Annotated in this window: 24 protein-coding genes and 3 pseudogenes; 17 read left to right on the forward strand and 10 right to left on the reverse strand. The window is 68.1% G+C overall.

What is annotated here, in order from left to right:
• Positions 1–34 precede the first annotated feature (34 nt).
• The 4 genes and pseudogenes from AC1UKG_RS05960 to AC1UKG_RS05975 all read right to left on the reverse strand — a co-directional run bounded on the left by AC1UKG_RS05960 (position 35) and on the right by AC1UKG_RS05975 (position 5,554).
• Positions 35–1,163, reverse strand: a pseudogene (locus AC1UKG_RS05960) (IS701 family transposase).
• 199 nt (positions 1,164–1,362) lie between these two features.
• A complete protein-coding gene (locus AC1UKG_RS05965; protein WP_482642073.1) occupies positions 1,363–3,087 on the reverse strand; it encodes a glycerol-3-phosphate dehydrogenase/oxidase in 1,725 nt (574 codons plus the stop codon).
• A 71-nt stretch (positions 3,088–3,158) separates the two neighbouring features.
• Positions 3,159–4,676 carry a glycerol kinase GlpK gene (gene glpK / locus AC1UKG_RS05970; protein ID WP_012184593.1) on the reverse strand — a complete coding sequence of 506 codons (1,518 nt, stop codon included), beginning with the start codon at positions 4,674–4,676 and terminating at the stop codon, positions 3,159–3,161.
• A 38-nt stretch (positions 4,677–4,714) separates the two neighbouring features.
• The gene (locus tag AC1UKG_RS05975) at positions 4,715–5,554 is read right to left on the reverse strand and encodes an MIP/aquaporin family protein (protein WP_012184592.1); all 840 of its coding nucleotides are present in this window, start codon (positions 5,552–5,554) and stop codon (positions 4,715–4,717) included.
• 183 nt (positions 5,555–5,737) lie between these two features.
• Here AC1UKG_RS05975 and AC1UKG_RS05980 point away from each other — a divergent pair, with 183 nt between their 5' ends.
• From AC1UKG_RS05980 to AC1UKG_RS05995, 4 genes are all read left to right on the forward strand, one after another.
• Positions 5,738–6,505 carry an IclR family transcriptional regulator gene (locus AC1UKG_RS05980; RefSeq protein ID WP_018745002.1) on the forward strand — a complete coding sequence of 256 codons (768 nt, stop codon included), beginning with the start codon at positions 5,738–5,740 and terminating at the stop codon, positions 6,503–6,505.
• A 37-nt stretch (positions 6,506–6,542) separates the two neighbouring features.
• Complete coding sequence (glpK, locus tag AC1UKG_RS05985; protein WP_018739229.1) at positions 6,543–8,066, forward strand: glycerol kinase GlpK; 1,524 nt, start codon at positions 6,543–6,545, stop codon at positions 8,064–8,066.
• Between the two features lie 251 nt (positions 8,067–8,317).
• The gene (locus AC1UKG_RS05990; RefSeq protein ID WP_482642074.1) at positions 8,318–9,715 is read left to right on the forward strand and encodes an IS1380 family transposase; all 1,398 of its coding nucleotides are present in this window, start codon (positions 8,318–8,320) and stop codon (positions 9,713–9,715) included.
• Between the two features lie 229 nt (positions 9,716–9,944).
• A complete protein-coding gene (locus AC1UKG_RS05995; RefSeq protein WP_482641803.1) occupies positions 9,945–11,231 on the forward strand; it encodes an IS256 family transposase in 1,287 nt (428 codons plus the stop codon).
• A 174-nt stretch (positions 11,232–11,405) separates the two neighbouring features.
• On the opposite strand, the pseudogene AC1UKG_RS06000 reads toward AC1UKG_RS05995, so the two are convergent.
• A pseudogene (locus tag AC1UKG_RS06000) lies at positions 11,406–11,793 on the reverse strand (DddA-like double-stranded DNA deaminase toxin); the annotation flags it as partial.
• Between the two features lie 121 nt (positions 11,794–11,914).
• Positions 11,915–12,188, reverse strand: a pseudogene (locus AC1UKG_RS06005) (hypothetical protein).
• Between the two features lie 149 nt (positions 12,189–12,337).
• Here AC1UKG_RS06005 and AC1UKG_RS06010 point away from each other — a divergent pair.
• The 9 genes from AC1UKG_RS06010 (at position 12,338) to AC1UKG_RS06050 (ending at position 19,964) form a co-directional block, all read left to right on the forward strand.
• The gene (locus AC1UKG_RS06010; protein WP_018744358.1) at positions 12,338–13,078 is read left to right on the forward strand and encodes a GntR family transcriptional regulator; all 741 of its coding nucleotides are present in this window, start codon (positions 12,338–12,340) and stop codon (positions 13,076–13,078) included.
• A 145-nt stretch (positions 13,079–13,223) separates the two neighbouring features.
• The gene (locus AC1UKG_RS06015; RefSeq protein WP_026271479.1) at positions 13,224–14,342 is read left to right on the forward strand and encodes a TIGR03364 family FAD-dependent oxidoreductase; all 1,119 of its coding nucleotides are present in this window, start codon (positions 13,224–13,226) and stop codon (positions 14,340–14,342) included.
• Positions 14,339–15,040: a phosphonatase-like hydrolase gene (locus tag AC1UKG_RS06020; protein ID WP_482643014.1), complete on the forward strand. Its 702-nt coding sequence runs from the start codon at positions 14,339–14,341 to the stop codon at positions 15,038–15,040. Before AC1UKG_RS06015 ends, AC1UKG_RS06020 begins: the two co-directional genes overlap by 4 nt.
• Positions 15,040–16,083 (forward strand): 2-aminoethylphosphonate ABC transporter substrate-binding protein, encoded by a 1,044-nt coding sequence (locus AC1UKG_RS06025; protein WP_482643013.1) that lies wholly within the window; start codon positions 15,040–15,042, stop codon positions 16,081–16,083. The genes AC1UKG_RS06020 and AC1UKG_RS06025 overlap by 1 nt, the downstream gene beginning before the upstream one ends.
• Before the next feature lie 80 nt (positions 16,084–16,163).
• The gene (locus tag AC1UKG_RS06030) at positions 16,164–17,300 is read left to right on the forward strand and encodes an ABC transporter ATP-binding protein (RefSeq protein ID WP_482643012.1); all 1,137 of its coding nucleotides are present in this window, start codon (positions 16,164–16,166) and stop codon (positions 17,298–17,300) included.
• Positions 17,297–18,145, forward strand: coding sequence for a 2-aminoethylphosphonate ABC transporter permease subunit (locus tag AC1UKG_RS06035; protein WP_482643011.1), 849 nt, complete (start codon positions 17,297–17,299; stop codon positions 18,143–18,145). Before AC1UKG_RS06030 ends, AC1UKG_RS06035 begins: the two co-directional genes overlap by 4 nt.
• Positions 18,123–18,935: an ABC transporter permease subunit gene (locus AC1UKG_RS06040; protein ID WP_018744364.1), complete on the forward strand. Its 813-nt coding sequence runs from the start codon at positions 18,123–18,125 to the stop codon at positions 18,933–18,935. Before AC1UKG_RS06035 ends, AC1UKG_RS06040 begins: the two co-directional genes overlap by 23 nt.
• A gap of 205 nt (positions 18,936–19,140) precedes the next feature.
• Positions 19,141–19,458: a hypothetical protein gene (locus tag AC1UKG_RS06045; protein WP_482643010.1), complete on the forward strand. Its 318-nt coding sequence runs from the start codon at positions 19,141–19,143 to the stop codon at positions 19,456–19,458.
• Between the two features lie 200 nt (positions 19,459–19,658).
• Positions 19,659–19,964, forward strand: coding sequence for a hypothetical protein (locus AC1UKG_RS06050; RefSeq protein WP_155244483.1), 306 nt, complete (start codon positions 19,659–19,661; stop codon positions 19,962–19,964).
• An 18-nt stretch (positions 19,965–19,982) separates the two neighbouring features.
• Here the strand turns inward: AC1UKG_RS06050 and AC1UKG_RS06055 are convergent, their stop codons facing one another.
• Positions 19,983–20,369, reverse strand: coding sequence for a hypothetical protein (locus AC1UKG_RS06055; RefSeq protein WP_482643009.1), 387 nt, complete (start codon positions 20,367–20,369; stop codon positions 19,983–19,985).
• A gap of 117 nt (positions 20,370–20,486) precedes the next feature.
• Here AC1UKG_RS06055 and AC1UKG_RS06060 point away from each other — a divergent pair, with 117 nt between their 5' ends.
• From AC1UKG_RS06060 to AC1UKG_RS06070, 3 genes are all read left to right on the forward strand, one after another.
• Entirely contained in the window at positions 20,487–21,860 is a 1,374-nt protein-coding gene (locus tag AC1UKG_RS06060; RefSeq protein ID WP_482643008.1) for a serine hydrolase domain-containing protein, read from the forward strand.
• Between the two features lie 199 nt (positions 21,861–22,059).
• On the forward strand, positions 22,060–22,299 hold the full coding sequence (locus AC1UKG_RS06065; protein WP_482643018.1) for a hypothetical protein: 240 nt from the start codon (positions 22,060–22,062) through the stop codon (positions 22,297–22,299).
• A gap of 224 nt (positions 22,300–22,523) precedes the next feature.
• The gene (locus AC1UKG_RS06070; protein WP_482643015.1) at positions 22,524–23,906 is read left to right on the forward strand and encodes a right-handed parallel beta-helix repeat-containing protein; all 1,383 of its coding nucleotides are present in this window, start codon (positions 22,524–22,526) and stop codon (positions 23,904–23,906) included.
• Between the two features lie 226 nt (positions 23,907–24,132).
• Here AC1UKG_RS06070 and AC1UKG_RS06075 read toward each other — a convergent pair whose 3' ends face one another.
• On the reverse strand, positions 24,133–24,630 hold the full coding sequence (locus AC1UKG_RS06075) for a YcxB family protein (RefSeq protein WP_018744372.1): 498 nt from the start codon (positions 24,628–24,630) through the stop codon (positions 24,133–24,135).
• A gap of 172 nt (positions 24,631–24,802) precedes the next feature.
• On the opposite strand from AC1UKG_RS06075, the gene AC1UKG_RS06080 reads away from it, so the two are divergent.
• Entirely contained in the window at positions 24,803–25,006 is a 204-nt protein-coding gene (locus tag AC1UKG_RS06080; protein WP_482643007.1) for a hypothetical protein, read from the forward strand.
• Between the two features lie 7 nt (positions 25,007–25,013).
• On the opposite strand, the gene AC1UKG_RS06085 is transcribed toward AC1UKG_RS06080, so the two are convergent.
• Positions 25,014–25,274: a type B 50S ribosomal protein L31 gene (locus tag AC1UKG_RS06085; protein WP_018223705.1), complete on the reverse strand. Its 261-nt coding sequence runs from the start codon at positions 25,272–25,274 to the stop codon at positions 25,014–25,016.
• Positions 25,271–26,572, reverse strand: a complete 1,302-nt coding sequence (locus AC1UKG_RS06090) for a CobW family GTP-binding protein (RefSeq protein ID WP_482643006.1) — start codon at positions 26,570–26,572, stop codon at positions 25,271–25,273. The genes AC1UKG_RS06085 and AC1UKG_RS06090 overlap by 4 nt, the downstream gene beginning before the upstream one ends.
• Between the last annotated feature and the right edge of the window lie 133 nt (positions 26,573–26,705).

Here is a 26,705-nt window from a genome sequence, read left to right on the forward strand (position 1 = left end):
AGTCTTCGGATCTCCGGTACGGTGTAGCCGATCATCATGTCGTCGCTGGGGCTGGATCCCCTTTTGCGGTAAGGGATCGGGCGACGGACAGCCAGGCGTGGGCGGCCATCGCGAGGGTGATGTGGGTGTACCAGGCTCGCCAGTCGCGGACCTGGTATTCGTCGAGGCCGGCTTCGTTTTTGGCCTGTTGGAAGCACTCCTCGATCGCCCGCCGCGCTCCGGCGATGTGGGCGAGGTCGATCAGGCGGGTGCGGCGGGGTCCGTAGCAGACGTAGTAGGCGATCTCGCCGGTCGTCATGCTGTGACGGGCCAGGAGCCAGTGCCCGCGACCGGGTTGCCAGCCGATGTGCACCGGTACCCGCGCCCACCAGTACTCGCGGGGGTCGTGGGCGCCGGCGCCGGCGGACAGCCGGCACCATGCCCGAGCCGGTAGGGCGGCGATCAGCTTGTCTGCTCGGCAGGTGCCCATCGTGGTGGTGATCATGTCGTCGTTGCGGCGGGTCGCGACTACATAACCCATATCCTGGTGTTCCAGCCACAGCCGCAGTGACTTCGACTGGCCGTAGGCCTCGTCCATGGTCACCCACCCCACCGGCACCCCGGCGTCGAGGGCTCGGGCCAGCATCTGGCGGGCCATCTGCACCTTGGTGGCGAACTCGACGTCGTCCGGGATCCCGGCGGCTCGGGCACCGGTCCCGGTCATCGGTCCACGACGCCGGGAGGTAGAGCTGCCGGTCGATCAACGCGTGACCCTTCGACGAACGGTAAGCCAGGAACGTCCCGACCTGGCAGTTCTCGACACGTCCGGCGGTGCCGGAGTACTGCCGTTGCACCCCGGCCGACCGGGTGCCCTTCTTCAGGAACCCGGTGTCGTCGACGATCAACACACCAGCCGGGTCGCCGAGGTGCTCGACCACGTAGTCCCGCACATCATCACGGACCGCGTCGATGTCCCAGTCCGCCCACCGCAACAGCCGCTGCATCCCGTCCGGCGACACATCCCCGGCCTGCTCAGCCAGGGTCCAGCCGTTCTTACGCCCCAACCCCGACACCCAGCCCGCACAGGTCCGCCGCCGTGGCTCCGAACGGCGAAACCGGGGCCCGATACGGGCATGCAACCGGCCCAACTCCCCATGCCAACGATCGACATCAACATCCGCCACAATCGGACCAACGAACGCGAGCCGAACTCGATTCGCCTACTGCCGTTGCAGTACTAACCCGGAAACCAGCTCTCTTCCGTAGGTTGGGGCCGGTAATTGATCATGTTCGGGCTTCACGCAGATCCGAGCCGGGTCGGCCGTAGCTGACTCCGGCCTGTCGGGCGGGACGTGGCGGAACGCATGCGGCGCGCGCGCCAGGTCAGGCCGCGAGCGCTACCTGCGGCACCACATCCGGCACGACCAGCCGGGCCGCGTCGGCGGCCTGGTCGTCGATCTGGTCGTGCGCCATCCGTTCGGCGTCCACCTGTGCGACGTAGTGCGCCACCTCGCGGTCCACACGCTCGGCGTCCCAGCCGAGCACCGACGCCATCAACTGCGCCGCCGGTCGGGCGGCTGCCAGGCCCCGGTCGAACGTCTCGATCGTTATGTGTGTACGCCGGGTAAGCACGTCCTCCAGGTGCAGGGCACCCTCGGCTGACGCCGCGTGGACGACCTCCACACGCAGATAGTCGTCGGCGCCGTCGAGCGGCTCAACGAGGGTCGGATCCTCTCCCAGCAGGTCCAACACCTCGTCGACGGCGGCGCCGTAGCGGCGCAACAGATGCTCAACCCGCTCCACGGTCAGGTTGTACTGTCGCGCGATGCGACGGCGCTGGTTCCATCGGGCGACATAGCCCTCGGCGCCGAGCAGGGGAACCCGGTCGGTGCAGGACCGCGGCACCCCACCGCCGAGTCCCCGCACGGCCTCGTCGACAGCGTCGCGGGCCATCACCCGGTACGTTGTGTACTTCCCGCCGGCGACCATCACCAGACCCGGCGCCGGGTTCGCCACGGTGTGCTCACGGGACAGCTTGGCGGTCGCATCCGAATGCCCGGACAGCAGCGGCCGCAGGCCCGCGTATACGCCCTCGACGTCGTCGCGGGTCAGCGGACTGGCCAGTACCTCGTTGACCCGTTCCAGCAGGTAGTCGATGTCGCGGCTGGTCGCTGCCGGGTGCGCCTTGTCCAGATCCCAGTCGGTGTCGGTGGTGCCGATCAGCCAGTGCCGACCCCACGGGATCACGAACAGCACGCTGGATTCGGTTCGCAGGATCAGGCCGGTGGTGGAGCGGATCCGGTCGCGGGGCACGACGAGGTGGATACCTTTCGACGCGCGAACCTGCACCGGCCCACGCTCCCCAACGAGAGACTGGATTTCGTCGGTCCAGACGCCGGTGGCGTTGATGACCTGCCGGGCGCGGACCTCGAGGACCTGGTCGGTCTCCAGGTCGTGGACCCGCGCCCCGGTGATGCGGTCTCCGTCGCGCAGGAGGCCCACGACCCGGGCTCGGGAAACGGGGTACGCGCCGTGGGCTGCGGCGGTACGGACGAGACACGTCACCAGCCGGGCGTCATCGACCTGAGCGTCGTAGTACTGCAACGCGCCCACCAGCGACTCCGGACGCAGGGACGGGCAAGCGCGGACCGCGCCACGTCGGGTCAGGTGCCGGTGGGCCGGTACCCCGCGGGAGTTGCTGCCGGAAAGGCTCATCGTGTCGTAGAGCAGGACACCGGCGCCCGCGTACAGCCGTTCCCAGCCGCGGTGCCGCAGTGGGTAGAGAAACGGCACCGGCCGGACCAGGTGCGGGGCGAGTCGCTGCAGTAGTAGGCCCCGCTCGCGCAGCGCCTCGCGGACCAGCCCGAAGTCAAGCATCTCCAGGTAGCGCAGACCACCGTGGATGAGTTTACTGGAGCGGCTCGACGTGCCGCTGGCCCAGTCGCGGGCCTCGACGAGACCGACCGACAGGCCCCGGGTGACGGCGTCCAGGGCGCAGCCGGCGCCGGTGACGCCGCCACCGACCACCAGGACGTCCAGTTCCGGGCCGCTGCTCAGCGCGGCCAGCGACCGCTCGCGGGCGGCCAGTGACAGTGTCGCGGAGTGCATGCGTTCTCTCTCCTGTGTCTGGGAGGCCAGCGGGGACGCCGGCCTCCCGGGTTTCTCGGATGCGGTGGTGGTCAGTCGACGTCGACCCAGTTCAGGGTGCGTTGGACGGCCTGCTTCCAGCGTTCGTACTCGGCTTGGCGTTGTTCTGGTGGCCAGGTGGGCTGCCAGCGGTGGCTTTCGTTCCAGTTCTCGCGTAGTTCGTCGGTGCTGCGCCAGAATCCGACGGCGAGGCCGGCGGCGTACGCGGCGCCGAGCGCGGTGGTCTCGGCGACCACGGGCCGGCTTACCGGTACGCCGAGGATGTCGGCTTGCAGTTGCATGCACAGGTCGTTGTCGGTGACGCCGCCGTCGACCTTGAGACATTCCAGCGGTACGCCGGAGTCTTTGGCCATGGCCTCGGCGACGTCTCGGCTCTGGTAGCAGATCGACTCGAGGGTGGCCCGGGCGATGTGGGCGTCGGTGTTGAACCGGGACAGGCCGACGATCGCGCCGCGGGCGTCGGAGCGCCAGTACGGGGCGAACAGGCCGGAGAAGGCGGGTACGAAGTACACTCCGCCGTTGTCGGGCACCTGGCGGGCCAGGATCTCGCTCTGCCCTGCGGTGTTGATGATTTTCAACTGGTCGCGTAGCCACTGCACGGCTGATCCGGTGACCGCGATGGAGCCTTCCAGGGCGTATACCGGCGCCTGGTCGCTGAACTGGTAGCAGACGGTGGTGAGTAGGCCGGCCTGGGAGCGGACGATCTCCGTGCCGGTGTTGAGGAGCATGAAGTTGCCCGTACCGTAGGTGTTCTTGGCCTCGCCCGGGGCGAAGCAGACCTGACCGACGGTGGCTGCCTGCTGGTCGCCGAGGTCCGCGGTGAGCGGGACCGATCCGGTGAACGGACCACGCGCCGTGGTGGCACCGTAGGAGTCCGGGTCGGACGATGGTCGGATCCGGGGCAACATGGCGCGTGGGATGTCGAAGAACGACAGTAGTTCGTCGTCCCAGTCCAGCGTGTCCAGGTTCATCAGCATGGTGCGGCTGGCGTTGGTCGGATCGGTGACGTGCACGCCGCCGTCGGTGCCGCCGGTCAGGTTCCACAGTAGCCAGGTGTCGGTGTTGCCGAAGACGGCCTCTCCACGCTCGGCTGCTTCCCGGACCCCATCGACGTTGTCGAGGATCCACTGGATCTTGCCGGCGGAGAAGTATGTGGCCGGTGGCAGGCCGGCCTTACGGCGGATGATGTCGCCCCGCCCCGAGCGCTCCAGTGCCGAGGCGATCCGGTCGGTGCGGGTGTCCTGCCACACGATGGCGTTGTGGTAGGGCCGACCGGTGCGCCTGTTCCATACCACGGTGGTCTCACGCTGGTTGGTGATCCCGAGCGCGGCGAGGTCGGTGACGGTCAGGCGGTGCTCGTAGAGCACGGTCTGGATGACGGTCTGGGTCCGCTCCCAGATCTCCACCGGATTGTGTTCGACCCAACCGGGCCGCGGCAGGATCTGCTGATGCTCGAGCTGGTGGCGACCGACGTCGTTACCACCGTGATCAAAAACCATGAAACGGGTACTGGTGGTGCCCTGGTCCACCGCACCAACGAAGTCAGCCATACGGGAGGTCACCTCTACGGGTCGTCGGGATATGTCGATCAGACGCGGGCGCGCTCGGACATCGCAGCCGTTTCGGTCGCAGTCTCGGCGCTGTTCGCGCCCGGCTGCGGCTCATCGCTCGGCAGGAATCGGCCGACGAACAATTGATAGAGGCCGGCGCCGATGACACCACCGACCAGCGGTCCGACGATGGGCACCCAAAAATACGGATATCCGCTCGGGTCCAGGAAGGCCGTCTCGTACCCGGTGAGGAAGGACGCGAGGCGGGGGCCGAAGTCACGGGCCGGGTTGATCGCGTAGCCGGCGTTGACGGCGAACGCCATGCCAATCGCGACCACGATCAGGCCGACGATCAGTGGGGCAAGGTTGGCACCGGGCAGAGAGTTGCGGGCGTCGGTTACGGCAAGGATCAGAAACAGCAGGATCGCCGTGCCGATGATCTGGTCACGCAGGGCGCCCCACTCGGTGATGCCAGCACCCGGCAGGGTCGAGAAGACGCCCTGGCTCTTGCTGGTCAAGCCCGGGTCAAACCGCTGCAGCACCTCGCTGTAGTTCCAGCGAATGATCAGGGCCGCGACGAACGCCCCGGCGGTCTGTGCGAGGGCATAGGGCATCACCTTGCGCCACGAGAAGCCCTTGAACACCGCGAGGGCGAGCGTCACCGCCGGATTGAGGTGGGCGCCACTGATCCGGCCAGCGACGTAGATGCCCAGCGCGACGCCAAGGCCCCAGGCCCAGGCGATGCTGTCGAACTCACCGGTGCCACCGGCAGTGACCTGGGCGACGACGCCCACGCCGAAGAGAATCAGGATCGCGGTGCCGGCGAACTCGGCGGCCAGCTCGCCAAGGAGTCCGGGCGCTCTCACACGCTGTGTCATGGTGTCTCCAGGTGGGGGTGGCGGACCTCCGCGACCGGGGGACGGAGGGCCGTGCGATGTCGGCGAGGTGTCGGACGTCGCCGTGCGGTGAACCGTAGGAAACATGAGGAGGCAGGTCAACGAACCCCGGTCGACAATGCCGAACACTGTTGCGTTGGCCCCGAACGCTCTAGCATCCGCCCCATGCCGGGTCAGGTGCAGTCCATCGCGCGTGCCGCGGCGATCCTCCGCCTGCTGGCCAGCAGTTCCGGCCGGCTCGGCATCGGGGAGATCGCCCGTTCTCTCAACCTGCCCAAGGGCACGGCGCACGGCATCATACGTACGCTGCAAGACGTCGGATTCGTGGAACAGGACAAGACCTCCGGCAAGTACCAACTCGGTGCCACGCTGCTGCACCTCGGCACGAGCTACCTCGACGTCAACGAGCTCCGGTCCCGTTCCATCAACTGGGCGGACCCACTCGCCGCGCGCAGCGGCGAGGCGGTCCGTATCGGCACTCTGCTGGACGGCAAGGTACTTGTGGTCCACCACGTGTTCCGGCCCGACGACATCCTCCAGACGCTGGACGTCGGGTCCCTTCTTCCCCCGCACGCCACCGCGCTCGGCAAAGTCCTGCTCGCCTACGACGTGGGCGCCGCCAACGCGGTTACGCAACGCGAACCCGAGCCCTACACCCGACGCACCCTGGTCACCGCACGAGCACTCACCCGGGCCCTCAGCGAAATCCGGGACAATGGCTGGGGGGCCGAAATCGGTGAGATGACCCCTGGCGAGGCCGGCATCGCCGCGCCGATCCGTGGCTATGGCGGCCTGGTCGTGGGCGCGATCGGGCTCTCCGGTCCGGTGCACCGCACCTGCGACGGGTCCGGCAACCCCCGCCCAGCCCTCGTCACGTACGTCCGCGACGCCGCCCGCGCGGTGTCCCGCGATCTCGGCGCCACGCGCTGGTGATCCGTCACCCACCACCCGGCTTCACGAAGGACGAGTAATGACCGAGCGCTTTGTCGTCGCCATCGATCAGGGAACCACGTCCACCCGATGCATCGTCTTCGACCGCCGTGGCAATCTCGTCTCAGTTGCCCAGCGGGAACACCGGCAGCACTTTCCCCGGCCGGGCTGGGTAGAGCACGACGCTATGGAGATCTGGCGCAACGTCGGCAAGGTCGTTCCCCGCGCCCTCAACCAGGCCGGCCTCAGCATCGACCAGATCGCCGCGATCGGGATCGCCAACCAGCGCGAAACCACGGTCGTCTGGGACCGGCGCACCGGTGTCCCGGTGGCTCCCGCGCTCATCTGGCAGGACACCCGCACCGACCTGGTGGTGGAAGCCCTTTCCCGCGCCAGCGGCGCCGAGCACATCCAGGAGCTGTGCGGGCTGCCGCTGACCACGTACTTCTCCGGCCCGAAGCTGCGCTGGCTGCTCGACCACATCCCCGGCCTCGCCGAACGCGCCGAACGCGGCGAGGTGCTCTTCGGGACCATGGAGAGCTGGCTGATCTGGAACCTCACCGGCGGCCCGGACGGCGGCCTGCACCTGACCGACGTCACCAACGCCAGCCGTACCATGTTGATGGATCTGCGCACTCTCGACTGGCATCCCAGACTGCTGAGCTTCTTCGGCGTGCCGGCGGCCATGCTGCCGCAGATCCGCTCCTCGTCGGAGGTGTACGGCACCGCCACAGCCGTCCTGCCCGGCGTCCGGATCGCGGCGGCCCTCGGTGACCAGCAGGCCGCCCTGTTCGGTCAGACCTGCTTCGACCCAGGCGACGCCAAGTGCACCTATGGCACCGGCAGCTTCCTGCTGCTGAACACCGGTACCGAGCCGGTGCCTTCGCGGCACGGCCTGCTCACCACCGTCGGCTACCGGATCGGCGACGAGCCCGCCCTGTACGCCCTGGAGGGGTCCATCGCGATCACAGGATCCCTGGTGCAGTGGTTCCGCGACCGGCTGGAGTTGATCAGCACCGCACCGGAAATCGAGACCCTCGCCCGAACGGTCGACGACAACGGCGGCTGCTACATTGTGCCCGCCTTCTCCGGGCTTTTCGCCCCACACTGGCGCAGCGAGGCGCGCGGCACGATCGTCGGACTCACCTCATATATCACCAAGGGGCACCTGGCCCGGGCCGTGCTGGAGGCGACCGGGTGGCAGACCCGTGAGGTGGTCGACGCCATGAACGCCGACTCCGGGCTGGAGCTGACCGCCTTACGGGTGGACGGCGGGATGACCGCGAACAATTTGCTGATGCAGTTCGTCGCGGACGTACTTGCAGTGCCGGTGGTGCGCCCGATGGCGGCCGAGACGGTCTCCCTCGGGGCCGCATACGCAGCCGGGCTTGCGGTCGAGTACTGGCCAGACCTGGAGGGCCTGCGCAGCAACTGGCATCCGGCTGCCCGATGGGTGCCGGAGATGGATGCCGCAGTCCGGACACGGGAACGGGAAAACTGGCGACGGGCGGTGGAGCGCACCTTCGATTGGATCCGGCCCGAGGAGGACCCTGCTCGCCGCTGACCCACACCAAGATCAAGCGTTGAGGGAAGCCGAGCCCCTGTCTGGCGCACATTCGTCGTCGCGGTGCAGGCAGCAGCAGACGCCAACCCGGTGCCGGGCAACGGCCTTCACCGTCACGAGACAGCCCTTAGCCTCGGGCCTTCATTAGGGGCTGTCCAAAGAGTGGACCGAGAACGAAGAAGTGCCTTCTGATCAGGGAAAATAGGGCTTGTCGAAGGTCCCATAGTCCCGCCACGGAAGGCACTTGCAGGGTGCAGGCTACCGCAACACGTCCGAAGATCATCGTGACCGGGAACGGGCGGGGCGTGGTCGGTCATGCCGGTGCCCGGCTGCTCGCTGATCTCGCCGATGCCACCGGGTTGACCAGCGCGTTCAGTGAGGCCTTGGCGAGTCTGCGGCAGCGCCGCAGAGGCCATGATCCGGGCCGTGTCGCTGTCGATCTGGCGGTGATGCTCGCCGACGGCGGTGAGGCCATCGCCGATTTGGCCGTGCTGCGTGACCAGACGGCCCTGTTCGGGACGGTCGCCTCCGACCCCACGGCCTGGCGACTGTTGTCGCGACTCGACGAGACGCTGCTGACCGAGCTGCGTGCCGCGCGGGCCCGAGCTCGGGAGGTCGCCTGGGCCCAGCACGCCGACACCCGCGGTGACCTGCCGCAACCGGCGGTCGCCGGCCAGTTGGTCGACGGCCTGGTCCTAGACATCGACGCGACCATCGTGATCTGTCACTCCGAGAAGGAAGCGGCGACCCGCACCTGGAAGAAGACCTTCGGCTACCACCCGTTGCTGTGCTTCCTGGACAACACCGGCGAAGCTCTTGCCGGGCTGTTGCGGGAGGGCCGGGCCGGTTCCAACACCACCGCCGACCACATCACCGTCCTCGACCACGCCCTCGCCCAGATCCCCGACGTCTGCCGGCACGGCACCCCGATCCTGCTCCGCGCCGATGCTGCCGGTTCCAGTCACCGATTCCTCGCCCATATTCGCAGCCTGCGGGATCAGCACCTCGACATCCGGTTCTCGGTCGGCGCCGCGATCACCGAACCCGTGCATGAAGCGATCCGGGCCGCGACTGGCTGGGTCCCCGCCGTCGACACTGACGGTGACCTGCGCGAACATGCCGAAGTCTGCGAGATCACTGGCCTGTTCGACGCCAGCGGCTGGCCCGAGGGCACCCGCTTCCTGGTCCGCCGGGAACGCCCGCACCCCGGCGCTCAACTGTCGCTGTTCGACACCGTCGAGGGCTGGCGGCACCAACTCGTCGCCACCGACACCCCACCCGGCGCCGGCAGCATCCAGTTCCTGGAAGCCCGCCACCGGGCTCACGCCCGGGTCGAAGACCGCATCCGCACCGGAAAAGACACCGGCTTCGGCCGGTTCCCGTCCCGACTGCTCGCGATCAACCAGGCCTGGCTCCAACTCGCGTTGACCGGCATCGACCTGCTCGCCTGGACCCAGAATCTGCTGCTGGACGGTGACCTCGCCACCGCTGAGCCCAAGAAACTGCGCTACCGGCTGCTGCACGTCGCGGCCCGGATCACCCGCACCGCCCGCCGAACCCGTCTCGCTATCGCCAACGGCTGGCCCTGGACCGACGCGTTGACCAGCGCATTCACCGCTCTCGCCGCGTTACCCCGGCCCACCGGCTGATCCCGCAGCCCCACACCACTACCAGTCGACACGGAGGAACCCGGCCCCACGCCGGGTCCTCAACATGCCGTCAAACGTCAGCAACCACGCGAATCGTACTCATCGAGAGTCGGCTATGCAGCCACCCTCAAATGAAAGACCGAGGTTAGCATCTGACCGGGGAGTGTGGATCTAACGGTGTTTCCGGCCTGACCTGCCAGGCGTTGTGCCTGGTGAGGAGGGTGCCGTGATGACCGCGACACTGAACGATCAGACCGGACGTAAGAAGCGGCCCGAGTCGACCGCGGAGGCGAAAGCCGCCGTCGAGTTGGTCCGAGCCGCCAAGGAACAAGGGCTGTCGTTGACGGGCCCGGACGGGCTGCTCAAGCAGCTGACCAAGACGGTCCTGGAGACCGCACTGAACGAGGAGATGACCGAGCACCTCGGCTACGAAAAGCACGACCAGGCCGGTGTCGGGTCGGGCAACATCCGTAACGGCACTCGGTCGAAGACGGTGTTGACCGACGGCAACGGCCCGGTGCAGATCGATGTGCCGCGGGACCGGGCGGGCACGTTCGAGCCGCAGATCGTCCGTAAGCGGCAGCGGCGCTTGTCGGGGGTCGACGAGGTCGTGTTGTCGCTGTATGCCAAAGGCCTCACGACCGGGGAGATCAGCGCGCACTTCGCCGAGATTTACGGGGCTTCGGTGTCGAAGGAGACGATCTCCCGGATCACCGACAAGGTGCTCGAGGAGATGGCGGATTGGTCGCACCGGCCCCTGGACGAGATGTACGCCGCGGTGTTCATCGACGCCATCGTGGTCAAGGTCCGTGACGGGCAGGTCGCCAACCGGCCGTTCTATGCCGCGATCGGCGTCACCCTCGACGGCGACAAGGACATCCTCGGTCTGTGGGCCGGCGCAGGTGGTGAGGGCGCGAAGTTCTGGATGAGCGTGCTCACCGACCTACGCAACCGCGGCGTCAAGGACGTGTTCTTCCTCGTCTGCGACGGGTTGAAGGGCCTGCCCGAGGTCGTGACGAACGTGTGGCCCCGCACGGTGGTGCAGACCTGCGTGATCCATCTGATCCGCAACACCTTCCGGCTCACCTCCCGCAAGTACTGGGACGAGATCAAACGCGACATCAAGCCGATCTACACCGCCGTCAACGCCGACGCCGCCCGAGCGGCGTTCGACGACCTGGCCGACAAGTGGCGCGGCCGGTATCCGGCGGTGATCCGCTTGTGGGACAACGCCTGGGCGGAGTTCATCCCGTTCCTCGACTACGACCTGGAGATCCGCAAGGTCATCTGCTCGACCAACGCGATCGAGTCGCTCAACGCCCGCTACCGGCGGGCGGTCAAGGCCCGCGGCCACTTCCCCAACGAGCAGGCCGCGTTGAAGTGTCTGTACCTGGTGACTCGCTCCCTGGACCCCACCGGAGCAGGCAGAACCCGATGGACGATGCGCTGGAAACCCGCGTTGAACGCCTTCGCCATCACCTTCAGCGACCGCTTCCCAGCCGCTGAAACCTACTAACCAAGATCGCCGGAAACACCGCTAGCGAGACAGCCCCCAAAGGGCCTGATCCGCGTTTCCACAGCTCAGACCCTCACGATCTTGCGCGCCCGAAGGGATTCGAACCCCTAACCTCCTCCGCGATGGTGGAGCCGGGCCGGCGGCTACCCCGACCCCACGTGACGACGTAGCTCACTACGCGATCCCCTTTCCGGTTCCCTCGTACTGGCCGACCGTTCGCACCCAGCCGGAGCGTTCGGATCTTGCACGTAGATCGTGAGACGCGCGCGGTGCGCCGCGCCGGCGCATCTGCTGAGCGGCGCGTGACTCCACATGATCGGTGAGCGTCCACGGAAACCCCTTCAGCCCGGCGACAACGGGCGTCCGGTCGAGTCGAATGCCTGGCCGTGGGTCGGGCCGTGATCGTCGGGCGGAGTGGGCAGATCCTGTCCGGCCTGCCGGATCCAGGACGGCACCGTGGCAGCGCCGCGCGTCGGGGGCGATGCTGAGGTGGTGCCGGGAGGCTGATGCCGAGAGTGCGGCCATCCGCTACAAGGGCAGCTGCTGCCAGCTGACGGGTTCGCGCGTCGCGCAACCCCGGAATGATCTCGTGGTGACCCCTTTCGGCGGTACCGACGGGTCGGGTCAGCGAGGTGCCTAGGCTTTGGTCGGCAGCGTCTGTTTACGGGCCGGGTCGGTGGCCGTCACACACCGCTGGTGTACGTGAGTAGGCGCGGTGCCCACACGTCGAGACCGGGAACCTGATGCCCGACAATCTTGGCTGCTTCGTCGGCGCGACGCAACGTCACCGCGTCGGCCGCCGCCGGATGGGCGAGAAATTTCTCCTGCTCCTCGCTGGTCATCACGGAGCCCTGCCGCAGCACCCACCGGGTCTCCCAGCGGTGGGGGCGCGTCGTAAACCCCGTCGAGCCCGGCAAGGAAGACCAGCAAACTTTCGGCGTCGACCACGGCAGGCATGGCCGGCACCCTACCGGTGGTCCGCTGCTCTGAGTCGTGGGATGGATGCCCGAGGTGCCGGCGATGACGGCGAAACCGGTCGTACGGGCCTGCGCTACCCGGCCGGCTTCCACGATGGGCGGTGCGCTCCTGCGGGATAGGGTCAGCCGGTGTTTGTCGAGGCGGTTCGTGAGGGAGTGCCCGAGCATGGTCGGGTTCCCAAGTATTTTGTGGTCAAAAACCGACTGGCTGATCTCCTGGCCGAACTGGGGGAGGGTGCCCTGCTGCCGCCGGAACGCCAGCTCGCTGCGACATACGGGGTGGCTCGCTCCACGTTACGGCAGGCGATCTCTGAGCTGACCATGGAGGGACGCCTGCGCGCGTACCGTGGACGCGGCACGTTCGTCGCCGCTCCCAAGCTGTTCCAGCCGCTTGGCCTGCACAGCTACACCGAGGCGCTACACACGATGGGCCACCAGCCGAGCCGTCGTGTGGTCACGATCGACCGTCAGCCCGCCGGTGACTCGCTCGCGGCGGATCTCGGAGTAGCTGCCACTGACGAGGTGGTGCACCTGGAGCGGGTGCTGCTCGCTGATGGCGAGCCGTTGGGGCTGGAGAGCACCTACCTGCCGGTACGCCGGTTCGCCGACCTGATGACTGATTTCGACGGGACCGGCTCGCTCTACCAGCACATGATCGACCGGTACGGCATTCGCTATGCCGAGGCTACCGAGCGCATCGAGACGGTGCTGGCCAACCCGCGAGAGGCGATGCTGCTCGGCACGAACCCGGCCCAGCCGATGCTGCTCATGCAGCGGGTCTCGGCGGACCAGGACCGGGTGCCGATTGAGCGAGTCCGTTCTCTGTATCGCGGTGACCGGATAGGGTTCGCCACCCGACTCCTCGGCTGACCTGGGTTTCGTTCGACCGACCGGGACGCGCACCGTTTGCTGCTAAAGGTACGAACCTTTCGGGCTCATTCACCGGCGCGTCATCCTCCCTGCACCTGGAGGTCAGGGCTCTCCCCAAAGCTGCTCGCTGAGCAAGGGAGAGAACATGCGAATGATCATCGTGGGCGGCGGAGTGCTCGGCACCATGCACGCCTGGCAGGCCATCCGACGCGGCCACGAGGTGCTGCATCTGGAACGGGACAAGGAAGCGCGCGGCGCGACCGTCCGCAACTTCGGCCTGGTCTGGGTTTCTGGACGCGCCAGCGGTGCCGAGTTGGAGACCGCCCTGCGGGCTCGCGAACTCTGGGAGGAGATCGGCACCGAGGTGGCCGGCATCGGCTTCCGCGCCAACGGGTCACTCGCCGTCTGTCGAACCCCCGAGGAAGTCGCCGTCGCCGAGGCCGCCGCGGCGGCTCCCGACGCCCCGGCCCGTGGGTTCAAGCTGCTCGACCGGGACGAGACGCGGGTGGTCAACCCGGCCCTTGGCGGCGACTTCGCCGCCGCCCTCTGGTGCGAGCGCGACGCCGCCGTGGAATCCCGGGTGGCGTTGCCGGCACTGCGTGCGGCGCTCGCCGCCAGCCACCGCTACCAGTGGTTGCCTGGCCGGGAGGTGCGTGACCTCAACGATCGCGGAGTCCGGGACGACCACGGCGACGTGCACGTGGGCGACCAGGTCATCCTGGCCACCGGCGCGGTACTCACCGGCCTGGTCCGCGAACTCGCCCCCAACCTGCCGGTGCGCCGAGTCTGGTTGCAGATGGCCCAGACCGCGCCGCTCGATGTACCGCTAACCACCTCGGTCGCCGACGGGGACACCTTCCGTTACTACCCCGGTTACCGGGGGCCGCAGCTCGATGAGATGAACTCCGTCCAGCCGCAACCGCCGGTCGCCGCCGAACATGCCATGCAGCTGTTGATGGTGCAACGCCTAGACGGTGGCCTGACCATCGGCGACACCCACGCCTACGCCGAGCCGTTCGCCTTCGACCAGGTCGAGGAGCCCTACGAACACCTCGTCGACGTCGCCTCGGCGTTGCTTGGCCGGCCGCTGCCGGCGATCCGGCGCCGTTGGCACGGCGTCTACGCCCAGTGCCTCGACCCGAACGAGATCGTGCAACGCCAACGGGTCGGCGACAACGGCGTCGTGGTCACCGGGCCGGGCGGACGGGGTATGACCTGCGCGCCGGCGATTGCCGAGCAGACCGCGAAAGAGCTGAACTGGTGAGCGCCCTGGTGGGTACGACGCGACTCGTCTGCTTCGACATGGCCGGCACCACGGTCGCCGACGATGGCCTCGTCGAGCAGGCATTCACTCGTGCACTGGATGAGGTCGACTTGATCGCCACCGGCCGGGACACTGCGCTGCGCTACGTGCGCGACACCATGGGCGAATCGAAATTCACTGTATTCCGGCACCTCAGCGGGGGCGATGAGGCGGCGGCACGGAGTCTCAATGGTGCGTTTGAACGGGCATATGAGCTTCTCGTGGACGCCGGGCTCTGCGCACCGATCGACGGGGCCGAGCAATTGATCACCAAGCTCCGTGCCGCTGGGGTGCGTACCACGCTCACCACCGGCTTCTCCCGGGCTACCGCCGACCGCATCCTCTCCGCCCTGGGCTGGCAGGACCTAACTGATCTGACTCTGGTGCCGGCCGAGGCCGGCCGAGGGCGTCCCTATCCCGACTTGGTGCTCACCGCCCTGTTGCGGCTGGGGGTCGATGACGTCCGGCAGGTTGCCACTGTCGGTGACACCGCCTCGGACGTGCTCGCCGGTCGCCGCGCCGGTGCTGCCATCGTCGCCGGAGTACGCACCGGCGCGCACGATGCCGCCACACTGCGTGCTGCCGGGGCCACCCACGTTCTCCACTCCGTCGGCGATCTCGAGACTCTGCTTCTTCCCACCGACACCCCTGAGGAGTAATGGCCATGCGACGCCTCCCGCTAGCCCTCGCTACCCTCGGGGCGGCCTCACTCGCCCTCGCCGCATGTGGATCAGGCACCTCCGACTCCGGTGGGGCCGACAGTGACACCACCGTAACCGTCTACTCCGCTGATGGCCTCGGCGACTGGTACAGCAGGCAGTTCGTCGAATTCGAAAAGCAGACCGGCATCACGGTGCAGATGATCGAGGCCGGTTCCGGCGAGGTCGTCTCCCGGCTGCAGAAGGAGAAGGCGAACGTCCAGGCGGACCTCGTCGTCACGCTGCCGCCGTACATCCAGAAGGCCGACGCCGACGGTCTGCTGCAGCCCTACACGCCGGCTGGCGCCGACCAGGTGACCGGCGCGACCGACACCTACGTGCCGTTGGTAAACAACTACCTTTGCTTCATTTACAACCCGGACAAGCTTGACGCCGCCCCGAAGACGTTCGACGAGCTACTCAGCCCCACCTTCGCCCGAAAGTTGCAGTATTCGACGCCCGGCCAGGCCGGCGACGGTACCGCCGTGCTGCTGCACCTGCAGCACCTCCTCGGCAAGGACAAGGCCCTGGAGTTCCTGGCGAAGCTCGAGGCCAACAACGTCGGGCCGTCGTCGTCCACGGGCAAGTTGCAGCCCAAAGTCAGCAAGGGCGAGATCTACGTGGCCAACGGTGACGTCCAGATGAATCTCGCGTCGATCAACAACGACAGATCCAACTTCGAGATCTTCTTTCCGGCCGGTCCGGACGGCAAAGCCTCTACCTTGTCCATCCCTTACACCATGGGCCTAGCGGCCGATGCCCCACACGCCGATGCTGGCCGGGAGCTGGCCGACTTCCTGCTCTCCGCGTCCGCCCAGGAGCAGGTGTCCCAGCAGGCGTACGGGGTTCCGGCGCGCGCCGATGTCACGCCCACCGACGCCCAATTCCAGCAGGTCGAGCAGGTGCTGCAGGGCGTGGAGATCTGGCCGGCCGACTGGGCCAAGATCCTGATGGAAATGGACGCCGACATCGCTGCCTACAACACGGCCCTCGGCCTGACCTGACCGACCGCACCCAGTCCCACCGCTGTCTCCGGTCCTCGCCAGTGCGGACCGGAGACAGCGGATCCAAGGAGGAACACGGTATGACCGAGTCGTCGGCGGTCCAGTTTGACCGCGTCAGCGTCCGCTACGGGCAGGTCACGGCGCTGCGGGATTTCTCGCTCGACGTAGCCACCGGCGAGACGGTGGCCTTGCTCGGCCCTTCCGGGTCGGGCAAGTCAACCGCCCTGAAAGCGCTGGCCGGATTCGTCCGGCCGACGTCCGGTCGGGTCCTGCTCGCCGGCCAAGACGTCACCGGGGTGCCACCACACAAGCGTGGCCTCGGCGTCGTGGTGCAGCAGTATGCCCTCTTTCCGCATCTCACCGTCGCCGACAACATTGGGTTCGGCTTGCGCGCTCGGCGGATGCGGCGCACGGAGTCAGCCCGACGGGTCGAGGAGATGCTGGAGCTCACCGGTATGGAGGGCTATGGCCGCCGCTACCCGCGAGAGCTGTCCGGCGGACAGCAGCAGCGGGTGGCGATCGCCCGCGCGTTGGCGATCCGGCCGCCGGTGCTACTGCTCGACGAACCGCTCTCCGCCCTCGACGCGCAGCTGCGTGCCGACATGCTCGACGAGCTGCGTCAGCTTCGGGACGAACTCCCGGACATCGCGATCCTCTATGTCACCCACGATCAGACCGAGGCGCTCACTCTGGCACACCGGATCGCCGTCATGCGCGAGGCCGAGCTACTCGATCTGGATACCGCCCAGGGCCTCTACCGACAGCCACCCAGCGAGTTCACGGCTGCCTTCCTGGGCGGGGCCAACCTCTTGCCAGCCACGGTTCGTGATGCCAACGGCACGGTCGATGTGGGCGCGGTCACTGTCACTGCCGTGGCGCCTGGACCGCTCGTTCCCGGTGCCCACGTGCGGCTTGCGGTAAGGCCACACACCATCGGGGTACGTCGTGACGGGCCTGGCCTGGCAGCGGTCCTCACCGGCTTGCAGTGGCGGGGTGCAAACTATCGCTTGACCTGTCTTATCGCCGGGCTCGACGAGCCGGGCGGAGTCAGCGTGCATGCCGATGTGCCCAGCGTCGACGGGCTACCGCGGGTCGGCTCCCCGGTACGGGTTCGGTTGCCGGAGCACGGTGCCGCAGTGGTAGCCAGGGCGGGTGCCAGGTCAACCGCCGGGGACGCCGGCGAGAGCTTTCCGCAGAATGTGGCAGGTGTGGCATGACCACCGCGGCCCTCGCCGTTGAAAGGCCCGCTCGCGCCGCCCGGGTCTCACCGCTGCTCTGGGCGCTTCCCCCGTTGGTGGTGCTGGCCGGCTTCCTGATCTACCCGCTTGTGCTCGTCGGCGTCCAGTCGGTGACCAACGAGGATGGTGTAAGGACATTGGAGACATGGCGCTCCGTGCTGGCCGCAGGTGAGTTTCACCGGGCGATCGGCAACACCGTGCTTATCGCGGGTGCGGCTACTGCTGGTTGCATCATGCTCGGCACCTTCTTCGCTGTGGTACTGGCGCTGGTCCCGTTCCCTGGTTCCGGTGCGGCTGCCCGGGCGGTCGACACTCTACTCGCTTTCCCCTCCTTCTTGATCGCGCTCAGTTTCACGTTTCTCTACGGTGCCGCCGGTGTGCTGCAACTCGGCGACTTCCTCTACTCACGGTGGTGCGTCATCCTCGCGGAGATCACCTTCTACACGCCGTTCGTGATGCGGCCGGCCCTCGCCGCCCTTACTCACCTGCCGGCGGAACGCCTCGCGGTCGCTGCCTCCCTCGGTGCTCGGCCAGCTCAGGTCCTGCGCCGCGTCGTGCTGCCGGAAATAGCCCCGGCGGTTGCCGCCGGTGGTGTGCTGACCCTGCTGTTGACCCTCAACGAGTTCGGCATCGTGCTATTTATCGGTGCCAAGGACGTCATCACGTTGCCGATGTTGGTGCACGCCAAGGGCGTGGTCACGTTCGACTATCCGAGCGCCTGCGTGGTTGCCGTCGTCGAGGTCGCCCTGTCCGCCCTGCTCTACCTGCTCTATCGCCGCATCTTCAGACGTAAGGGAGCCCGTGGTGCTGATCTGGTCCCGTAGCGCCCGCTGGCCCATCTGGGCGCTGTTCGCCGCCGTCTTCCTGGTGATCGTGGCAGCACCGCTGGCGGTGTTGGTGGCTGCCGCACTGGCTACGGAGTGGAACGATGTCCTGCCCGGCGGCTTTACCGTCGCCCACCTGGGTTCCGCCCTGACCGGCGAGAACCAGGGCAGCCTCCTCGTCAGCCTGCAGACCGCGGCTGTCGCCGGGCTGGCCGCCGTGGCCGTCGGCACCTGGGCGGCGCTCGCGCTGGCCGCGGCACCCCGCTGGCTGCGCAAAGGCGCCGACGGGCTCCTGCACCTACCGGTTGCCATTCCATCAGTGGTGGTTGGGCTCGGGCTCCTGGTCGCGTACAGCCGACCGCCGCTACTGCTCAACGGCACGCGCTGGATCGTGTTGATCGCCCACCTGGTGCTCGTCCTGTCCTTTTCCTACGCCACCGTGTCCAGCGCGCTGACCCGCATCGACGACTCGTACGCACAGGTCGCCGCGTCGCTGGGGGCGCGGCCCGCGCTGGTGCTTTGGCGGGTCCGCCTGCCGATGCTGCTGCCGGCAATGTCGGCGGCTGCCGCACTCGCGGTCGCGTTGTCGATGGGCGAGGTCGGTGCCACGATCATGGTGTATCCGCCGGATTGGCGCACGTTGCCGGTCACCGTCTTTACCTTGACAGACCGGGGTCGGACGTTCGACGCAGCAGCGGCCACGCTGATCCTGCTCGGCGCGACCCTGGTGGCGTTGCTGATTCTCGGCCGGGTATCCCGCGGCCGGAGGGCCACCAGTGTCTCACCGTGATCGTCCGCATTCGCTCAACCTGGTCAAGGATCAACCGTCCGGGGGAGCAGGTTCCGGTGCTCCGGACGGGGTGGCAACAGCCGTTCGGTCTCGGATCTGAGGCGGCCCGAGACAAGCCACGAGCTGCTGCTCACCCCTTTCAACGGACGAGAGGATCGCTGGAGCTCGTGCTATTTCAGCGAGATCGCACCGTAGGCGGCACCCGGTGGCTGTTCCCCCGCTGCGCGTGATCGAGGACGAATTCTGCTGGCCTTCGGAGCGGATGGACCAGGACGACGCAACCAACCTTCTGGTCGGGGCCGCCGGGTTGGCCGCGCTCGACCACGTGCTGAACGGCGTCGGCCCGCTGCACGTCGGACACCTGCCAAAGGCTGTCCTACGAATTCCTGGGCAGATGGCGGGGCTCAACCACATTCTGCGGCTGACCATCGGGATAAAGATCGGTGGCGCCCGCACTCGCCGGAAGTCCCAACTGGGCGCTGGTTCGGGAGGGCGGCCGGAAGCGGGTGCCAGCGCACGGTAGCGGGCCAGCGTGATCTATTAACGACGTTAGTCGGTCATGATGTCGGGGACCGGATGTGCTGACGGTGGGGCGTCGGTATCGATCGCTCCTCGGAGACTTAAATATGATCTCCTGCACTGCAGGTCAGGCCCCCTCCGGTGAGGGGGTCTGATTCGTTGTGGGGGACAGGTAGGGGAACTCAGCTTGCCGGCGGTCCCGCGGTGCAGGATCCCGTCGCCGTAGCCCTCCGCGTAGGTGGCCCGGACGGTTTCCTCGGCCTCGGCGGCGAGCTGTTCGCGAAGGTGGACCTCCAGCAGGCGCTGATCGACGACCGTCGTCCGCCTGCGGGCGCTTGCCCGGGAGAGTCCGCCCAGGACGAATTCCCGGCGCCGCGCCTCCATGTCGTGATCCATCGATTCGATGACGTCGGCGCGGTGCGCAGCACGAGCGTGCGATGGCGGCCGGCGTGCGGGCGTACGCCGAGCGCTTCACACCCTGCTGCGGATCTCGTTCGACTGAGCACATGACACGTGTCGTCGGGACCGTCAGGCGTCGACCGGACGATCGCCGCGCTCGCGGACGGGCAGCCCACGCCGCGGGGTGATCGATGCGATCGCCGCCGCGCCGAGGACGAGCGCCGGGACCGCGACGTAGACCCCGTCGCCGAGACCCAGGAGCAGGCCCCAGACCAGCATCACCAGCGCGCACAGCGCCGTTGTGGCGCCGACGGTGCGGCCGGTCAGGTCGGCGGCGAGGGGCAGCAGGGCCGCGACCACCGGCACACCCAGCAGGTAGCCGGTGGCGGCGCCGTTGTCGGACACGGTGTCGGGCAGGAGGGCGACGACGATTCCCGCCGGTATCCGGCAATTGATGGGAGCGGCATACCAGATCGGGCAACCGCTGATGAAAACAATCTGTACGGTCGACAACACGACCTGCAAGTCGATCAGAACCAGCGACCGCTTCTCCGCCCAGCCGACTGCAGTCCGTCACGCGGGTCGGATCCGAACGCGTCGCATCGTCGAGGGGCAGCGCGGTAGGTTGCGCGCATGTCACTGATTTCGTCGCCGTTGCTGCCTGAGACCCGACGTGCGCTGGACCACCGGTTGGCCACGGGTCAGGTGGCGGGTCGGGCACCGTCGGTCGTCGCTGCCGTGGTGCGTGACGGCCGTCCTGTGTGGGAGGGCGGGTGGGGCACGGTGGACGGTAGGGTGCCCGACGGCGGTATCCAGTACCGGATTGGCTCGATCACCAAGACGTTCCTGGCGGTGCTGGTGCTACGCCTGCGCGACGAGGGGCGGCTCGCGCTTACCGACCCGCTGGCCGAGCACCTGCCCGGCACGGTGGCGGGCGAGGCCACGATCGGTGCCCTGTTGGCGCACACCGCCGGGCTGATCGCTGAGACGCCCGGCCCGTGGTGGGAACGAACCCCGGGCGCGCTGCGACCCGACCTGGCCGACGTGCTGGGCAGCGATCCGCAGGTGCATCCGGCCGGACAGCGCCACCACTACTCCAACCCCGGCTTTGCGCTGCTCGGCGCGCTCGTGCAGCGGGTTCGCGGCCAGGCGTGGGGCGAGGTGCTGCGGCGCGAGGTGCTGGAGCCGCTCGCGATGCCCCGTACCACCCTGCTGCCGGTCGCGCCGCACGCCACTGGCTGGGCAGTGCATCCCTGGGCCGATGTGCTGCTGGCGGAGCCCGCCGTGGACACCGGTCTGATGGCGCCTGCCGGGCAGCTGTGGTCGACCGCCACGGACCTGGCCAGGTTCGCCGCGTTCCTCATTGACGGCGACGACAGGGTGCTGCAACCGGACACCGTTGCGCAGATGCGCAACCCGGCGAGCCCGCCGGAGGCGACGGACTGGAGCATCGGCTATGGGCTCGGTATGCAGCTGCTGCGCCGCGACGGGCGGCTGTTGGCCGGGCACACCGGCTCGATGCCGGGCTTTGTCGCGACCGTGTGGGTCAGCCCCGACGACGCTCTGGGCGCGGTCGTGCTGGGTAACGTGACCTCCGGCCTGGCCGCCGGTGCTATCGCCGCGGACCTGCTGCAGACGGTCGCCGAGCGGGAGCCGCGGATCCCGGCGCCGTGGCGCCCGCTGCCCTCGGTCGACCCACAGCTATTGGATCTTGCTGGCCCCTGGTACTGGGGACCAGCCCCGTACGTGCTCCGTCCACAGGCGGATGGCTGCCTGGAACTGACTCCAGTTCCCGGCGGACACGGCACCCGGCTACGCCCCACCGACGACGGCGACTGGGAAGGGACCAACGGCTACTTCGCCGGCGAACGGCTGCGGGTGCAACGCGACCCGACAGGTGCCGTCAGCTACCTCGACCTCGGCACCTTCATCTTCACCCGACAGCCCTACGACCCCGCGACGCCAGTACCCGGCGGCGTCGACCCGGCCGGCTGGCAGGCCGGCTGAACGCACCGACCTCGGCACGGCCGGAACGCCGACGCACCGGCATCAGATTAACTCGGTGACGAGCGCCTCGCGACATGTGAGTGCACTGGCGGTGGGTACCGGTCGACGCTGGCAGGCGGTGCACCATGGTGCCGTTGAAGGTCACGTACGACGAGGTCGCCAAAGCGGCCCACATCTACTTCCCGGCACTCGGGCGGCGATGACGTATCCCTGTGATCCAGTCGGTGTGCACGAAATGATCAATCTGGACTTCGAAGCAAGCGGTCGGCTGATCGGTCTTGAGGTGCGGGAAGCGCGAGCGGCCACGGACCTGCCCCACCGACACACGTTCACCCGCGGCCTCGGCCTTGACCGCAACGCGGTCAACGCCGCCCTGACCTACCCGCTCCACAACGGCGGCACCGAAGGCGTCAACACCCTCCGTCACCACCGAAGGTGAGGCAGAGCCACTAGCGAGACAGTTCCCGGAGGGTGTGGCTGGTGTCGTGGCGGATGGGTGTCTCGGTTAGGCATGTTTTTCGGGTTCATGTCTCGATGGGGTTGGTGTCGGTTTAGCTCGGAGTGGTTGCTGCCGCCTGCTGGTAGCCGAGGAACACCACTCCGGTCCTGCCCTCCGGGGTTGGTGGTTCCTCGTCCGTGACGGGGAAGGACACCAACACCGCGATGAACTATCAGCGCCACGAACACAAACCGGACCGACCAGGTGTGCGCCGGGCGCGGCCACGATGGTGGGCCGTCGGACTGGCCGGCGTGACCGGCCTGGCCCTAGGCACCGTCGGCGGCGTCACCGCCGCCCCTGCCGCCGACGCCTCCGAACACCCCACCAATGCCACGGACGATCGGACGTCCGCCAACGACCACCGCGGCAACCGCGACGGCGGCGAGCACGACAACCGGGGCAGGGGCAAGGGCGACATAAGGGGGAAGAAGGAGGTGCGGCCGAAGGGCATCCCGGTCCCCTGCGACGCGGACAAGCTCATCGCCGCGATCACCCTGGCCAACGCCCGCGGCGGTGCCGTGCTCGAGCTCGCCAAGAAGTGCACCTACCTGCTCACCGCCGCCATCGACGACGCCGGCCTGCCCGCCATCACCGCCCCCATCACCCTCAACGGCGGCACGAACACCACTATCGGACGCGCCGCCGCCGCACCCCTGTTCAGAATCCTCACCGTCGAGGCCGGCGGTGACCTCACCCTCCACCATCTGAAGATCACCGGCGGCCACACCGACGACAGTGGCGGGGGCATTCTCGTCAACGCCGGCGGAGCACTCACCGCCAACCACAGCACCATCTCCCGCAACATCGCCAACGTCGCGGGAGGCGGCATCGATGCCAACGGCACCGTCCGCGTGCGGCGCTCCACCGTCAGCCACAACACCGCCAACAGCGGCGGCGGTGGGATCAACGTCAGCAGCGGCCTGCTCACAGTCAGCAAGTCCCGTGTCGACGCCAACACCGCCCTTCTGTTCGGCGGTGGCATCGCCAGCGCGGGCGCCACCCGGGTCGACCACAGCACGATTACCGGCAATCATGCTCCGTCAGGCGGCGGGCTCGTTATAGGAACGGGTACGGGCACTGTCACCAACACCCACATCATGAGCAACACTGCCACCGCCGGCGGCGGTGTCACCGCGGTCGGAGGAGGGGCGTACACGTTTCGGTCCGTCGTCATCGCCGACAACACCGCGACAAGCGGCGTCTCCGGCGGGCTGTTCATGGATATCGGTATGACCATGGTCATCGAAGACGGCGTGATCGAAAACAACGCCGCCGCGACTGACGGTGGTGGGATCGCCAACAATGGCGACTTGGTGTTGCGAGACACGAAGGTCGCCGGGAATACCGCCAACCTCCAGGGCGGCGGCATCTACAACACCAGCATCGTCACCGTCTTCGACGGGAAAGTGATCAAGAACACCGCAGCCGTTGATGGTGGGGGCATCTTCAACAACGGCGGCGCAGTCGAGCTGAATGCTGCCACCGGCACCGTCGTGGCAAAGAACCGGCCGAACAACTGCGTCGATGTCACCGGCTGCCCGGACTGACCCCTCGTCCAGGTACCACGAGGGGCTCCACCCCTACCGTCTACGGGCCGGCAGGGGGCGGGGCCCTTCCTGGTTAGGGTCGGGGGATGCGGTCGTGGAGCTGCTCCAGGCGGCTGGCGCCGACATAACTGGCGCCGGGTCTGCGCCAGCGTCGAGGGCGGCCGCACGTGCCCACCAATGCCGGTGTGACTCGATCGGCTCTACGGCTTCGTCCCCGAATGCGATCTCATCGGACCTGAAGCAGCCCGCGTTCGGCCAGGTAGGCGCGGAGCGTCTCGGCGTCCTCGGCAGACAGCAACCGACGGGGGATTACGGTCGCCGGCATCTGACCGACGTACAGGATCCAGAACTCGGGGGTGGCCTTAACCTGATCGACCCCGTCCCAGGCGATGCCGCTGGACTGCGAGCCGCTGCGCATCAGAATGTTGTCGTCAGTAATCTCATAGGCGCCCTCGACAGCGTAGTCACTGGACCGACGCCGGGCGCGCAGCCGGACCCATGGCCAGTACAGCATCGCCAGCAGGCCACCCATGAGCATCGTCAGCCACAGCGGCTGGATCTGGTCGCCCCACCCGAGGCTCCGCGATACGGCGAGGCCGGCCGCTCCCGCCGCTGCCAGCGCCGCGCCGACGTATAGGTACTTACGCAGCTGATCAATGGTGAGCGCAGCGGCCACGCGGCTCGGGTAGGCGGGATCGGCCGGGACGTCAAAACGGATGTGCACGCCAGAACGATAGTGCCCCCAAGGCCCGACGGGCAGCTGCGTGTCAGACGCCGTCCCATATGCCGCTGTCGGTGACACCAGCGCCGGCTGGCACGTCAGCGCTAGGCGCACGCGCACCGGCGGGGAGTCCGGCCGTGCCGGTGCGCGTGGCCCACCGCGGGCTGGTGCCACCGTGGGAGCGGGAACCGGTCTACTGGTCAGCCGCGGCGAGTTGTGGGTTCGGCCGGCCGCGCCAGTCGCTGATCGACACGCCCAGCGGTGCCGGTGCGCCCTCGCCGGCCCGACCAGCAGCGCGAGTGCGGCGCTGCGCGGTGGGCGTGAGACCCGCGACCCGAAGCTGTGCCTCCGCAACGATGGTCGTGGCTATCGGCAGTGATTGCTGCTCATCCACTTCGGGGCCCGCGGCGGGCGTACTTCTGGCGGAACTTCTCGACCCGGCCGGCGGTGTCGAGCAGGCGCTGCCTGCCGGTCCAGAAGGGGTGGCTGGCCGAGGATATCTGGACGTCGATAACCGGGTAGGTGTTGCCGTCGGTCCACTCGATCGTCTGGTCACTGGTGGCGGTGGAGCGGGTGAGGAAGGCGAAGTCGGCGCCCTTGTCACGGTAGACGACGGGCCGGTACTCGGGGTGGATGCCGGGCTTCATCTGGATCGTGCTCCTTCGGTGTCGGTGTCGGTGTCGGCCCGCTCCGCTACGGCGAGGGGAAAACAACCGGCGAACGGGTCGGGGTAGGTGCGCCAGGTGTCCTCGCCGTCGGCGAGTTCGGCGTCGGTGAGCAGGCATCCGGCGAGGCTCTGTTGCAGCTCGACGGGGTCGATGCCGAGGCCGATAAAGACCAGGTGCTGGTGTCGATCGCCGTAGTAGGGGTCCCAGTCCATCGCTGCGGCGAGCCGGCGTTGGTCTTCGACCTGGTCCCAGCGATCCTCGGGCAGGCTGACCAGCCAGTGCCCGAGGGATCCCATGGCCAGGCCGCCGCCGGCGAATTCCCAGGCGATGACGGTGTCGGCTTGGCTGGCCAACCAGAGGTGACCGCGGGAGCGGATAGCCTCGGCGTTGACCTCTTCGAGGACGTCGTGCAGGCGCTGCGGGTGAAACGGGCGGCGGGCGCGGAAAACGGCGGAAACGACCCCGCTGTCGGGCTCCGGTGCGTGTGTGCCCAGGAGATAGCCCTGCAGAGCGCGGGCGAGTACCCCGGGGGTCTCCGGCCGGTGCCGGTGGGTGTGGCGCAACTGACGGGTCAGCATGCCGGCGTCCACGAGGTCGCCGTCGACTCGTAGGTGGGTTGCCCAAGGCGCCATCCGCTGTAGCAGGACAGACATCCGGCTGGTATCGAATTCGCCGTCGCGGGACTGCCCCCACAGCACCAGGGTGTCGGCGTACTCGATTTGCCGGACGACGACGTCGGCGAGCGCGCGGTGATCGTTGTCGGCGGCCTGGATGCCGAGTGCGATGAGGTCGTCGGTGCTGGCCAGTCCGTCGAGCAGGTGCTCGGCGTCGAGGACGGTGACGTAGGAGTCCACCCGGATGAGGTCGGTGATTGGGGCGCCGTTGACGAGGTAGTGCGCGGCGGTAGCGGCTACCGCCTCCGGCTCCACCGCCTCCGGCAGCATCAACACCAGGTCCCGGCCGGGGTGCGTGCGGGTGAGCCGGACGAGGGCGGGCAGTACGTCCTCGCGCAGGGTGCAGGAGACGCAGCCGTGCCGCAGTTCGACCCGCTCGTCCTCGACGATGCCGGTGCCGGTGCGGATCACCCGCCGCACGACGCCGTCCCGGATCCCGGCCAGATCGTGCCGGATCAGCAGCAGCGAGGTGTCCGCGGCGAGCAGCGCGCGGGCGGCAGCGAACGTCGCCGCCGGCCAGAACCCGGACAGCACGGTCAATGACGGGCGGGTATCGGCGTCGGCTGTCACGGCATGGGTCGGGGCCTGTGGTGACGACGACATGGAATTTCCTCTCGACTTACTGAAAACGATTGTCATTATAAGCATACGGGAGGCTCCCGAAGCCAGCGTGGTCCGACTGTCCGCGCCCAGCGCCCCATTCGGGTGGAGATCGCCGACGGCCCCGGGTTGGATC

The organism is Salinispora sp. CH2A1_6 (genome assembly GCF_056820975.1).

Coding starts and splice junctions, on each gene's coding strand:
- AC1UKG_RS05965 (WP_482642073.1), bottom strand. CDS start 3,087: ATGCACTCCGCGACACTGTCACTGGCCGCCCGCGAGCGGTCGCTGGCC.
- glpK (WP_012184593.1), bottom strand. CDS start 4,676: ATGGCTGACTTCGTTGGTGCGGTGGACCAGGGCACCACCAGTACCCGT.
- AC1UKG_RS05975 (WP_012184592.1), bottom strand. CDS start 5,554: ATGACACAGCGTGTGAGAGCGCCCGGACTCCTTGGCGAGCTGGCCGCC.
- AC1UKG_RS05980 (WP_018745002.1), top strand. CDS start 5,738: ATGCCGGGTCAGGTGCAGTCCATCGCGCGTGCCGCGGCGATCCTCCGC.
- glpK (WP_018739229.1), top strand. CDS start 6,543: ATGACCGAGCGCTTTGTCGTCGCCATCGATCAGGGAACCACGTCCACC.
- AC1UKG_RS05995 (WP_482641803.1), top strand. CDS start 9,945: ATGACCGCGACACTGAACGATCAGACCGGACGTAAGAAGCGGCCCGAG.
- AC1UKG_RS06015 (WP_026271479.1), top strand. CDS start 13,224: ATGCGAATGATCATCGTGGGCGGCGGAGTGCTCGGCACCATGCACGCC.
- AC1UKG_RS06025 (WP_482643013.1), top strand. CDS start 15,040: ATGGCCATGCGACGCCTCCCGCTAGCCCTCGCTACCCTCGGGGCGGCC.
- AC1UKG_RS06030 (WP_482643012.1), top strand. CDS start 16,164: ATGACCGAGTCGTCGGCGGTCCAGTTTGACCGCGTCAGCGTCCGCTAC.
- AC1UKG_RS06035 (WP_482643011.1), top strand. CDS start 17,297: ATGACCACCGCGGCCCTCGCCGTTGAAAGGCCCGCTCGCGCCGCCCGG.
- AC1UKG_RS06060 (WP_482643008.1), top strand. CDS start 20,487: ATGTCACTGATTTCGTCGCCGTTGCTGCCTGAGACCCGACGTGCGCTG.
- AC1UKG_RS06065 (WP_482643018.1), top strand. CDS start 22,060: ATGACGTATCCCTGTGATCCAGTCGGTGTGCACGAAATGATCAATCTG.
- AC1UKG_RS06070 (WP_482643015.1), top strand. CDS start 22,524: ATGAACTATCAGCGCCACGAACACAAACCGGACCGACCAGGTGTGCGC.
- AC1UKG_RS06085 (WP_018223705.1), bottom strand. CDS start 25,274: ATGAAGCCCGGCATCCACCCCGAGTACCGGCCCGTCGTCTACCGTGAC.
- AC1UKG_RS06090 (WP_482643006.1), bottom strand. CDS start 26,572: ATGTCGTCGTCACCACAGGCCCCGACCCATGCCGTGACAGCCGACGCC.